12 protein-coding genes are annotated in these 11,468 nt (G+C 68.3%); 7 read left to right on the plus strand and 5 right to left on the minus strand.

What is annotated here, in order from left to right; genetic code table 11:
• Positions 1-15 precede the first annotated feature (15 nt).
• The 6 genes from CAL25_RS19160 to CAL25_RS19185 all read left to right on the plus strand — a co-directional run bounded on the left by CAL25_RS19160 (position 16) and on the right by CAL25_RS19185 (position 6,428).
• The gene (locus CAL25_RS19160) at positions 16-798 is read left to right on the plus strand and encodes a cyclase family protein (RefSeq protein WP_094802924.1); all 783 of its coding nucleotides are present in this window, start codon (positions 16-18) and stop codon (positions 796-798) included.
• Positions 799-824: 26 nt separating this feature from the next.
• Positions 825-1,553: an SDR family NAD(P)-dependent oxidoreductase gene (locus CAL25_RS19165; RefSeq protein WP_094802926.1), complete on the plus strand. Its 729-nt coding sequence runs from the start codon at positions 825-827 to the stop codon at positions 1,551-1,553.
• A gap of 104 nt (positions 1,554-1,657) precedes the next feature.
• On the plus strand, positions 1,658-2,806 hold the full coding sequence (locus CAL25_RS19170; protein ID WP_094802927.1) for an ABC transporter substrate-binding protein: 1,149 nt from the start codon (positions 1,658-1,660) through the stop codon (positions 2,804-2,806).
• 24 nt (positions 2,807-2,830) lie between these two features.
• The gene (locus tag CAL25_RS19175; protein ID WP_094802929.1) at positions 2,831-3,877 is read left to right on the plus strand and encodes a branched-chain amino acid ABC transporter permease; all 1,047 of its coding nucleotides are present in this window, start codon (positions 2,831-2,833) and stop codon (positions 3,875-3,877) included.
• Positions 3,874-5,694 (plus strand): branched-chain amino acid ABC transporter ATP-binding protein/permease, encoded by a 1,821-nt coding sequence (locus CAL25_RS19180; protein ID WP_094802931.1) that lies wholly within the window; start codon positions 3,874-3,876, stop codon positions 5,692-5,694. Before CAL25_RS19175 ends, CAL25_RS19180 begins: the two co-directional genes overlap by 4 nt.
• The gene (locus CAL25_RS19185) at positions 5,691-6,428 is read left to right on the plus strand and encodes an ABC transporter ATP-binding protein (RefSeq protein WP_094802933.1); all 738 of its coding nucleotides are present in this window, start codon (positions 5,691-5,693) and stop codon (positions 6,426-6,428) included. Before CAL25_RS19180 ends, CAL25_RS19185 begins: the two co-directional genes overlap by 4 nt.
• Before the next feature lie 6 nt (positions 6,429-6,434).
• Here CAL25_RS19185 and CAL25_RS19190 read toward each other — a convergent pair whose 3' ends face one another.
• Complete coding sequence (locus CAL25_RS19190) at positions 6,435-7,370, minus strand: glycosyltransferase family 2 protein (protein WP_094802935.1); 936 nt, start codon at positions 7,368-7,370, stop codon at positions 6,435-6,437.
• A gap of 201 nt (positions 7,371-7,571) precedes the next feature.
• Here CAL25_RS19190 and CAL25_RS19195 point away from each other — a divergent pair, with 201 nt between their 5' ends.
• Positions 7,572-8,588 (plus strand): LysR family transcriptional regulator, encoded by a 1,017-nt coding sequence (locus CAL25_RS19195; protein ID WP_094802937.1) that lies wholly within the window; start codon positions 7,572-7,574, stop codon positions 8,586-8,588.
• 100 nt (positions 8,589-8,688) lie between these two features.
• Here CAL25_RS19195 and CAL25_RS24530 read toward each other — a convergent pair whose 3' ends face one another.
• The 4 genes from CAL25_RS24530 to CAL25_RS19215 all read right to left on the minus strand — a co-directional run bounded on the left by CAL25_RS24530 (position 8,689) and on the right by CAL25_RS19215 (position 11,434).
• On the minus strand, positions 8,689-8,817 hold the full coding sequence (locus tag CAL25_RS24530) for a hypothetical protein (RefSeq protein WP_255176191.1): 129 nt from the start codon (positions 8,815-8,817) through the stop codon (positions 8,689-8,691).
• A gap of 237 nt (positions 8,818-9,054) precedes the next feature.
• Positions 9,055-9,981 carry a sugar kinase gene (locus CAL25_RS19205; RefSeq protein WP_094802941.1) on the minus strand — a complete coding sequence of 309 codons (927 nt, stop codon included), beginning with the start codon at positions 9,979-9,981 and terminating at the stop codon, positions 9,055-9,057.
• Positions 9,974-10,618 carry a bifunctional 4-hydroxy-2-oxoglutarate aldolase/2-dehydro-3-deoxy-phosphogluconate aldolase gene (locus tag CAL25_RS19210; protein ID WP_249279152.1) on the minus strand — a complete coding sequence of 215 codons (645 nt, stop codon included), beginning with the start codon at positions 10,616-10,618 and terminating at the stop codon, positions 9,974-9,976. Before CAL25_RS19210 ends, CAL25_RS19205 begins: the two co-directional genes overlap by 8 nt.
• Before the next feature lie 48 nt (positions 10,619-10,666).
• Positions 10,667-11,434 (minus strand): IclR family transcriptional regulator, encoded by a 768-nt coding sequence (locus CAL25_RS19215; protein WP_249279153.1) that lies wholly within the window; start codon positions 11,432-11,434, stop codon positions 10,667-10,669.
• Positions 11,435-11,468 lie beyond the last annotated feature (34 nt).

Below are 11,468 nucleotides of genomic sequence, written 5' to 3' on the forward strand. Positions count from 1 at the left end.
GACAAGGAGCAACCATTGAGCGCAGACACCCTCGCCCGTTTCGTCGGCGACCTGGCCGCAGGCCGGATCCGCGTGGTCGACCTGACCGAAACCCTCACGCCCGAGTTTCCGACCATCGTGCTGCCGCCCGAGTTCGGCCAGGCGTGGCCGTTCCGCATCGAAGAAATCTCGCGCTATGACGAGCGCGGCCCGGCCTGGTACTGGAACAACTTCTCGTGTTCCGAGCACACCGGCACGCACTTCGACGCGCCGGCCCACTGGATCAGCGGCAAGGACCAGCCCGACAATACCGTCGACACCATCCCCGTCGAGGCCTTCGTCGCGAACGCCTGCGTGATCGACTGCTCGCGCGAATCGCGCGACAACCTCGATTTCCTGCTCACCATCGACTTCGTCAAGCGTTGGGAAGCCGAGCATGGCGAGATTCCTGCCCGCTCGTGGGTGCTGATGCGCACCGACTGGTCCAAGCGCGCCAAGCCCGCCGAATATCTGAACATGCAGGCCGATGGCGCCCACTCGCCGGGCCCCGACGCGGATGTCGTGCCGTGGCTCATCAAGGAGCGCGACGTGCATGGGTTCGGCACCGAGTCGGTCGGCACCGACGCGGGACAGGCGGCGCACCTGGATCCGCCCTATCCCTGCCACTACTTCATGCACGGCAACAACCGCTATGGCCTGCAGTGCCTGACCAATCTCGATCAGCTGCCGCCCAAGGGCGCGGTGATCTTCTCGGCGCCGCTGAAGATCCGCAACGGCTCGGGCAGCCCGCTGCGCGTGCTGGCCATGGCGCCGGTCTGACGCAAGCGCCACGCAAGGGGAACACAATGAACAATGAAAATGTGGCCATCGTCACCGGCGGCAGCGCCGGCATCGGCGCCGAAATCTGCCGCAGCATGCTCGAGGCCGGCTACGAGGTGATTTCGCTGGCGCGCCGCACGGGCGAACAGCGCCATGCGCGCCTGCATCATGTGCAGGTGGACCTGCTCGACGCCGCCGCCACGGCGCAGGCCGCCGCCGAGGTGGCCGCCCGGCATCCGGTGAGCCACGTGATCCACAACGCCGGCGTGATCTGGCCGAATCTGTTGCCCGACGTGAAGCCCGAAGAGCTGCAGGGACTGACGCAGATCCATCTGGGCGCGGCGCTGGCGCTGGTGCAGGCCACGCTGCCGGGCATGCAGGAGCGCGGCTACGGCCGCATCGTGCTGCTGTCGTCGCGCGGCGCGCTGGGCCTGCCCACGCGCACGGCCTATTCCGCCACCAAGGCCGGCATGATCGGCATGGCGCGCACGTGGGCGCTGGAGCTCGCGCCCAGCGGCATCACCGTCAACGTGGTGGCGCCCGGCCCGATCCAGACCGATATGTTCTACGAGGTCATCGAACCCGGCAGCGAACGCGAGCGCGCGCTCGCGAACAACATCCCGGTCAAGCGCATCGGCCGCAGCGACGACGTCGCGCGCGCGGTCATGTTTTTCTCCGATCCCGCCAATAGCTTCGTGACCGGCCAGACGCTGTATGTCTGCGGCGGCGCGAGCGTGGGCTCGATCACGATCTGAACGTTTCACCCCGTCTAACAAGCAGTCCCACGAAGCGCGGACGCCCTTCCCGGCGCCCGCGGCAAGCGCAGCATCCACCCTCTCCAAAGCACGGAGGAATTGCCATGTTGTCGAACAAGCTCTCCCTGGCGGCCGCGGCCGCCGCCGCCCTGATCGCCTTCCCCGCCCTGGCCCAGGTCAAGGTCGGCGTGGTCACGTCGTCCACCGGCCCCACCGCCCTGGTCGGCATCCCACAAAAAAATACGGTCCCGCTGCTGCCCAAGAAGATCGGCGACCTGACGGTCGAGTACATCTCGCTCGATGACGCCAGCGACTCCACGCAATCGGTCACCGCGTTCAAGAAGCTGATCTCGGAGCAGAACGTCGACGCGCTGATCGGCCCGTCGGGCTCGCCCAACGCGATGGGCGTGATCCAGTTCGCCGCCGAGGCCGGCGTGCCCATGCTGGCGCCGGTGGGTACCGCCGCGGTGGTGCTGCCGATGAACGACCAGAAGAAGTGGGTGTTCAAGACCACGCAGAACGACGACATCATCGCCCGTGCGCTGGTCGACCACATGGCCAAGACCGGCATCAAGACGGTGGGCTTCATCGGCCTGAACGATCCCTACGGCGAGAACTGGTACAAGGTGTTCTCGGCCATGGCGACCGAGAAAGGCATCAAGATCAGCGCCAACGAACGCTACCTGCGCTTCGACAGCTCGGTGACCGGCCAGGCGCTCAAGATCCTCGCCGCCAAGCCGGACGCGGTGCTGATCGCCGCTCCGGGCGCGGCCAGCGTGCTGCCGCAGACCACCCTGTTCGATCAGGGCTACAAGGGCAAGTTCTACCAGACCCACGGCGCCGCGCTGCCCGACTTCCTGAAGCTCGGCGGCAAGAAGGTCGAAGGCACGATCCTCGCGGCCAGCCTGATGCTGGTGCTGCCGGAAATGCCCGACAGCAACCCGTCCAAGAAGGTCGCCTCCGACTACATCGCCGCCTACCAGAAGCTGCACGGCTCGGTGCCCGCCACCTTCGGCGCCAACGTCTACGACGCCGGCCTGCTGCTCGAGAAGGCCGTTCCGATTGCTGAGAAGGCCGGCAAGCCGGGCACCAAGGAGTTCCGCTCCGCGCTGCGCGATGCGCTGGAACAGACCAAGGAGCTGGTGGGCACGCAGGGCGTCTACAACATGAGCGCCGCCGACCACAGCGGTTTCGACGAACGCGGACGCGAGCTGATCACCGTGCGTGACGGCAACTGGACGCTGGTCAAGTAAGACGCCGGGCCGGAACCACGACGCATGAATGCTCAGATAGCCCTGATCCTCGGGCAGGATGGCCTGACCAACGGCGCGATCTACGCGCTGCTGGCCCTGGCCATTCTGCTCGTCTTCACCGTCACGCGGGTGCTGTTCATCCCGCAGGGCGAATTCGTCGCCTTTGGCGCCCTCACCATGGCCGCGCTGCAGGCCGGCAAACCCGTGCTGCTGGTCTGGCTGGTGGTCGCGTTCGCCGTGGCGGAAGCGCTGGCCGATCTGCTGGCCCAGCGGCGCCGCTACGGCCGCATGCGGCCCGACTGGCGCTGGGGCGCGCGGCTGGTCTATCCGTTCGTGCTGGCGGGGCTGCTGTACACGCTGCCGCTGGCCGACTTGCCCATGGCGGTGCAGGCGCTGCTGACGCTGGCGATCGTGGTTCCGCTCGGCCCTCAGCTCTACCGGCTGTTCTATCAACCGATCGCGGCGGCTTCCACGCTGGTGCTGCTGATCGTTTCGGTCGCGGTGCACCTGGCGCTGGTCGGCCTGGGCCTGCTGGCATTCGGCGCCGAGGGCGCGCGCACGCGCCCCTTCTCGGACGCGCAGTTCGCGCTCGGCCCGCTCAACGTCAATAGCCAGGCGCTGTGGGTGCTGGCCGTGTCGCTGGTGCTGATCCTTGTGCTCTACCAGTTCTTCGAACGCACCATGTATGGCAAAGCGCTGCGGGCGGCCGCCTTCAATCGCGCCGGTGCGCGGCTGATGGGGATCTCGCCGGTGTTCGCCGGCCGCATCACCTTCCTGTTGGCGGGCCTGATCGGCACCGTCTCCGGCATCCTGATCGCGCCGATCACCACCATGTATTTCGATTCGGGCTTTCTCGTCAGCCTCAAGGGCTTCGTGGGCGCCATCATCGGCGGCCTGGTGAGCTACCCCGTGGCGGCCCTGGGCGCCGTGCTGGTGGGCCTGATCGAAGCCTTCTCCGCCTTCTGGGCCAGCGCCTACAAGGAGATCATCGTCTTCACCCTGATCATTCCCGTGCTGCTGTGGCGCTCGCTCAAGAGCCACACGGTCGAAGAAGAGGAGGACGAAGCATGACGTCCGGCCGCCTCCTCGCCGTCTTTCTGATCCTGCTCGCGCTGGCGCCGCTGGGTCTGCCCGCGTTCTACGTCACCCTGCTCAATTACATCGGTCTGTACGCGCTGGTGGCCATCGGCCTGGTGCTGCTGACCGGCGTGGGCGGCCTCACGAGCTTCGGCCAGGCCGCGTTCGTGGGCCTGGGCGCCTATACCACCGCCGTGCTGACCACGCGCGCCGACGCCCTGCCGTCCGTCGTGGCCTGGCTCGGCCTGTCGCCGTGGCTCACGCTGCTGGCCGGCCTGCTGCTCACGCTGCTGGTCGCGTGGCTGCTGGGCGCGCTCACCCTGCGGCTCTCGGGACACTTCCTGCCCCTGGGCACGATCGCCTGGGGCCTGAGCCTGTACTTCGCCTTCGGCTCGGCCGAAGGGCTGGGCGGGCACACCGGCCTCACCGACATCCCGGCCATCTCGCTCTTCGGCATCAGCCTGCACCAGGGCGACCGGATCTACTACCTGATCTGGGCGTTCCTGCTGATCGGCATCTGGACCACGCGCAACCTGCTCGACTCGCGCGAGGGCCGCGCGATCCGCGCGCTCAAGGGCGGCCGCGTGATGGCCGAGTCGATGGGCGTGGACACGGCGCGCGCGCGCATGGTGATCTTCATCATCGCCGCGCTGCAGGCCTGCGCCTCGGGCTGGCTCTATGCCCACATGCAGCGCTTCGTGAATCCGAATCCGTTCGGCCTGCAGATGGGCATCGAGTATTTGTTCATGACCGTCATCGGCGGCGCCGGCAGCGTGTGGGGCGCGCTGGTCGGCGCCGGCGTCTTCACCGTGCTCAAGCAATGGTTGCAGGACTGGCTGCCGCGACTGCTGGGCCAGAGCGGCAACTTCGAAGTGATCGTGTTCGGCTTCGGCATGGTGTTGCTCCTGCACCGCTGGCGCGGCGGCATCTGGCCGGCGCTGGCGCGCATCGTGCCGGTGCGCGTGCCGCCCCGCCGCGTCGACACGCAGGCCGAACCCTTGCCCCGGCGGACCATGCCGCCGCGCGGCGAGGTGGTTCTGGTGGCGCACGAGGTGACGCGCAAGTTCGGCGGCCTGGTGGCCAACGATGCGATGAGCCTCGAGATCCACGCCGGTGAGGTGCTTGCGCTCATCGGCCCGAACGGCGCGGGCAAAAGCACCATGTTCAACCAGCTCTCGGGCGTGGACACGCCCACCTCGGGCAGCGTGCGCTTCCTCGGCCAGGAGGTCGCGGGACTCGGCGCGCGCCGGATCGCCCGCATGGGGCTCTCGCGCACCTTCCAGCACGTCAAGCTGATGAAGCGCATGAGCGCGCTCGAGAACGTGGCGATCGGTGCGCATCTGCGCGGCGAGAGCGGCGTGCTGCGCTCGGCCTGGCGCATGGACCGTCCCGAAGAGCAGCGCCTGCTCGCCGAGGCCGCGCGCCAGATCGAGCGGGTCGGGCTGGGCCCGCATCTGCTCGACCCCGCCGGCTCGCTGGCGCTGGGCCAGCAACGCATCCTGGAGATCGCGCGGGCGCTCGCCGCCGATCCCTGTCTGCTGCTGCTCGACGAGCCCGCGGCCGGCCTGCGCTACCAGGAAAAGCGTGAACTCGCCGCGCTGCTCGACCGCCTGCGCGGCGAAGGCATGGCCATCCTGCTGGTGGAGCACGATATGGAATTCGTGATGGGCCTGGCCGACCGCGTGGTGGTGATGGACTTCGGCCAGAAGATCGCACAGGGCCTGCCGGCCGAGGTGCAGCGCGACCCCGCGGTGCTCGAGGCGTATCTGGGCGGCGTGGAAAACGGTATCGATATGGAAGCGACGACATGAGCGCACCCCTTCTGCAAGTGCGCGGCCTGCACGTGGCCTACGACAAGATCGAAGCCGTCGCCGGCGTCGACCTCGAGGTGGGCGAAGGCCAGATCGTGACCGTGATCGGCCCCAACGGCGCGGGCAAGACCACGCTGCTGTCGGCCATCATGGGCGTGCTGCCGTCGCGCGGCGAGATCCAGTTCGGCGGCACCTCGCATGCCCACGCCGATGTCGAGGAAATGGTCGCGGCCGGCATGAACCTCGTGCCCGAGAAGCGCGAGCTGTTCGCGGAGATGAGCGTCGAGGACAACCTGCTGCTCGGGGGCTTCCATCGCTACCGCACCGGTCAGCGCGACCAGCAGGAATGCATGGCGGAAGTGTTCGAGCTGTTCCCGCGCCTGCGCGAGCGGCGCGGGCAGCTCGCCGGCACCTTGTCGGGCGGCGAGCGCCAGATGCTGGCCGTGGGCCGCGCGCTGATGGCGCGGCCGCGGCTGCTGATGCTGGACGAGCCCAGCCTCGGGCTGGCGCCCCGCATCGTGCGCGAAGTGTTCCTGATCGTGGCGGAGCTGCGCCGCCGCGGCGTGTCGATCCTGCTCATCGAGCAAAACGCGAGGGCGGCGCTGCAGGTGGCCGACCATGCGTATGTGCTGGAAATGGGCAAGGTGACGCTGTCAGGGCCGGCCGCCGAGGTGGCGCGCGACCCGCGCGTGGTGGAGGTGTATCTGGGGCTGGGGCACGCTCAGGCGGCCTGACGCGCGTCAGGCCAGGCCGCGGCGCCGGTCGCGCCGGTACATGACATAGCCCAGCGGCCACATCACCGTGACCAGCATACCGGCCCACACATTGGTCAGCCGGTAGTTGGACACGGCGGTGGGCAGCCCGGAATTCTGCAGGTGCAGGCGAAAGCGCGTGTAGCGCGCCGCCGCCAGCAGGAACTCGCGCGGCCGGTGCAGGATCTGGTCCATGTGATGCTGCAGCATGTCCCAGGCCAGCAGATATAGGCCCTGCACGTTGTTGCGGATCGAGACGCCGCTGTTCATCAGGCCGCCCGGCGTGTCGTGATAGACGCGCACCACGCGGTTGATGAAGCGCGTCATGAAGCCGGCCCGCGCGATCGCCCACCACACCAGGCTCTCGGGCACGAAGCCCGCGACATCCTGCGGAAAGGGATACGCGCGCAGCACGTCGGTGCGCATGCAGCCGAATTTTTCGCCCGGCACGCGGTAGCGGAAGTACATCTCCACGGCGGTGGCGTCGAGCGGATCCTTGGGAAAGCGTTCGCCCACGATGCTGCCGTCGGGCCGCGCGCACAGTCCGGTGACGGCCACGTACGACTCGCGGCGGTCGGCCGGGATCTCGTCCCAGGCGGCATCGAGGATGGCCAGCGCGTCGGCGGGCATCGCGTCGTCGCTGTCGAGCGCCACCACGAATTCGCCGCGCGCCTCACGCACGCCCCGGTTGAACGCCGCCTTCTTGTGCTGGTTGTTTTGCCAGAAATAGCGGATCGGAAAATCGGCGCGGGCCTGCCAGGCCAGGACGACCTCGCGGGTGTTGTCGGTGGAGCCGTCGTCGACCACCACCCATTCGAAGTCGCGCAGGGTCTGGCGGCAAAGCGAGTCGTAGACCCGGGACAGTGTCGCTGCGCGGTTGAACGTGGGCGTCAGGACCGTGAATCGATAGGTCGGTTCGATCATGCGGCGGGACGAAGATGAGAGGGCACGTGGGGCGGCAGGCAGGTCACGAAGGCAGTGTACGGAATCCGCCTGAACCACGATATTCGGGCTTGCGCGGATTTTGAAAACGAATATGTCACGAATTCACATATGTCGGGGCATCGGGGATGCAGGGCCAGCGCGCGAGCAGGTACACTGCCGCGTTGCCCCCGCCTGCCCGCCATGGAACCGAGTCCCGTACAGCTCAACGACATCGCCCTGTTTGTGGAAGTGGCCAAGCGCAAGAGCTTCAGCCTGGCCGCCCGGGCGCTGCACATCCCCACTTCCACGCTGTCGCGCCGCATCAGCCAGCTGGAGCGGGCGATCGGCCTGCGCCTGATCAACCGCAACACCCGCCGTCTCGAGCTCACCGACGCCGGCGATATCTATCTGCGCCGCTGCCAGGGCCTGATCGACGAGGCCCGGCTGGCGCACGAGCAGTTGCGCTCGCTCGCAAGCCGCCCCAAAGGCCGCCTGAGCATCTCGATTCCGTACAGCCTCGCCATCTGGCTGCTGCCTTCGTCGATCCGCGACTTCACCGATGCCTATCCCGACATCGAATGCGAATTCGATCTGAGCATGAAGTCGAGCGCGGATTCGCAGGGCGAGCCGTTCGACGTCATCCTGCGCTTCGGCCGCGATGGCGACGGCGAACCCGACACCCCGGGCAGCGTCGAACACGAGATCATCGCACTTGATAACTATCTGTATGCCTCGGCGGATTATCTCGAGCGTCATGGCGAGCCCGAGCAACCCGCCGACCTCGCGCATCATCAGTGCCTGCGCACCGCGATCGACGACGCGCACTCGTACTGGATCCTGAACAACGGCGTGCGGACCGAGCGCGTCGACGTGCAGGGGCAGCTCGCCGGCAACAACATCAGCGTCATGGGCACGCTCTCGGGTCTGGGGCTGGGCATCACGCGCCTGCCCTCGTGCCTGGCGCTGGATCCGGTGATCGAGCGCAACTCGCTGCGCCGCATCCTGCCCGACTGGAAGGTCCAGCCGATTTCGATCTACGCCCGCTTCCCGTCGCGCATCCTGCCGGCCAAGACCCGCGCCTTCATGGACTTCATCCGCCCGCAGCTCGGCCCGGCCGGTGCGCCCCCGCCGTCGAGCGCGCCGGTCGACACCGGCGCACGGCGTTTGCCGACCGACGCGCCGCACGCGGCCATGCCGCAGTTCAAGAATCCCGACTGAGGCCGTGGCGCGCACGGCGCAAAAGCAAAACGCCGGCTTAGCCGGCACAAAAGCAAAACGCCGGCTATGCCGGCGTTTTGTTGGTCTGGACCGAAGGCGCTTAGACGCGCTTGATCTTTTCCAGCATCTTGAACACGCCCTTGGGCGCGGTCACGAAAAGACGCTTGAAGCTCTTGCCCAGGCAACGACGTTCCAGGGTGTTACGACGCACGCGCTTGCGTTCTGCCATGATGATGACTCCGGTATAGGGTTCGCGGGTTGATTCGAAAAAGCCGCCGCGCAACCGGACATATCCAGTACAGCGACACCCGCAATCAAACTGCTTGCTGGCGTGCGGCGAAATTCAGGTAACTTGGCATTCTAGCCGGAAATCGGTGGGGCCGGCAAGGCGGCCAATTGTCCACGCGGAGACGGCGGCTCAGCTGTGGGCGTTCGGCCGCGCCAGGGATCCGTCTCCCGGTGGCCCTCAGCCTTCCGCCATCTTCGCCAGCACGGCCTCCGCGCGGGGCAGCGGCTCGACCGCGCCATAGCCCTGGGTCGACAGGGCCGCCGCCACGTTGGCGTAGGTGACCGCGGCGCGCCAATCGTCGCCCAGGCAACGGCGCGCCAGCAGATTGCCGGCGAAGCAATCGCCCGCGCCGGTGGCATCCACCGCCTTCACGGGATGGCCGGGCACACGCACCCGGCTCTCGCCATCGTCGATCACCGCGCCGTCCTTGCCGAGCTTGAGCACCACCACGCCGGGCGCGCCGGCCTCGCGGATCCAGTCGAGCGTGCGCTCGGGATCCTCGTGCCCGGTGAGGTGACGCAGGTCATCCATGCTGGGCAGGAAGAGATCGGCCTGTGTGAGCGCCTCGCGCAGGATGGCGCGCGCCCGCGCCAGCGGCCAGAGCCGCAGACGCAGATTCGAATCGAGGCTGACCTCGGTGCCCGCGGCGCGGGCGCGCGCCATCGCGGCGAACACGGTGTCGCACGCGCTGGCGCTGATGGCGAGGCTGATGCCGGACACATGCAGAAAGCGCGCGCGCTCCACCAGGCCCAGCTCCAGATCGTCCGGCTGCATGCGGCTCGCCGCCGAACCCGCGCGCAGATAGCTGAACACATGCCCGTCGGGGCCGTGCTGCACGAAATACATGCCGGTGTGGCCGCCGCTGTCGGTCAGCACGCCCTGCGTGTCCACGCCCTCGGCGCGCCACAGCTCGAGCAGTTGCTCACCGAAGGCGTCGTCGCCGACCCGGGTCAGATAGGCGCAGCGCGCGCCCTGCCGGGCGGCGGCGATCACCGCGTTGGAGGTATCGCCGCCCACGCCCTGCAGATACTGGCGCTCGCCGGCCTGGGTCTGGTTGAACTCGATCAGGGGCTCGCCCAGACCGACAATGTCGAAATCAGCCACGGGCGGCCTCCAGGGTCTGAACGATCTGCCGCACCAGCGTGCCGGTATCGCGCGCCGCGAAGGCGGTCTTGTCATAGAGATTGCTGCCGATGCCCACCATCGCCGCGCCGGCCGCGAAGTAATCGCCCATGTTCTGTGCGGTCACCCCGCCCGTGGGGCAGAACGCCACGTCCGGAAAGACCGCCTTGAGCGCGGCCAGATGGCGCGGCCCGCCCGTGTCGGCCGGGAACACCTTCACGATGTCCGCGCCGGCGCGCACCGCCTGTAGCACTTCGGTGGGCGTGAAGGCGCCCAGCAGGCACAGCCCGCCCGCGGCATGCGCCAGCTCCACGATGCCCGGGGTATGGCCGGGCGACACCAGAAAGTCCGCGCCCGCCGTCAGGGCGTCGCGCGCCTGCGATTCATCCAGGATGGTGCCCACGCCCAGCACCACCTGGTCGCCGTGTTTGTCGCGCAGCGCGCGCACGAGGTCCGTCACGCCGGGGATGGTCCAGGTCAGCTCGAGCGTGGTGCAGCCGGCGTTGAACGCGACCTCGGCGGCGTAGGCGGCGGTCGCGGCGTCGTCGTAGCGCAGCACGGGCACCACCCGGGCGGTGTGCAAGGCAGTCAGGGCAGGATGATCGGAAGGAGCAGTCACGGAATACCTCGCTGAAAACGTGGAAACAGCAAAAGGAAGAGCGGGGACTCAGCCGCCCTGCGGCGGCAGCAGTCCGAGCAGCGCGCGCGAGCGCTCGCGCAGCGCCAGCAAAGGGGCGACATAGGCCTGCAGCGGGTCGGCGTGGGTGCGGAAGCACAGCACGCTCACACTGACGCAGGCTACCACTGTGTCATCGGGCGCCTGCAGCGCCACGCCATAGCAGCAGATACCGGCTTCGTTTTCCTGGTCATCGAGCGCATAGCCACGGGCGCGCGCCTGCGGCAGCGTGGTGCTGGACAGCAAGCCCCGCGCCGCGTCGTCGCAATCGGGCAATGCGGCAAGGCGCGCCTCGCACAGTTCGGGCGTCAGCGCCGCGAGCCAGGCGCGACCCACCGCGCTGCGGTGCGCCGCGACCGTCGCGCCCACGCGCGACACCATGCGCAGCGGACCCGGGCTCTCGAGCTTGTCGATGTACATCATGGCGGTGCCCGCCGGCACGGCCAGATGCACGGTCTCGCCGGTGAGGTCGCGCAATGCGCGCAGCTCTCCGGCCAGGGCCTCGCGCACGTCGAACTGCGACCATGCGCGGCTCGCCAGGCCCAGCACGCGCGTGCCGATGCCATAGCCGCCTCGCATCTCGCGCAGCATCCCGTGCTCGGCCAGCGCCGCCACAATGCGATGCACGGTGGAACGCGGATAGCCGCTGGCGCGGGCGAGATCGGCGATCGACAGCGGCTGCGCGGCGTCGGCCACGGCCTGGAGAATGGCCATGAATTTGGCGAAGGCGGCCGTCCCGGCCACGGTCGATTCGGACAAGACGTCTCCTGATGCGCGGCGCCGGCGCGGCGGT

It is taken from the genome of Bordetella genomosp. 5 (assembly GCF_002261315.1).
Lineage (GTDB): Bacteria > Pseudomonadota > Gammaproteobacteria > Burkholderiales > Burkholderiaceae_B > Bordetella.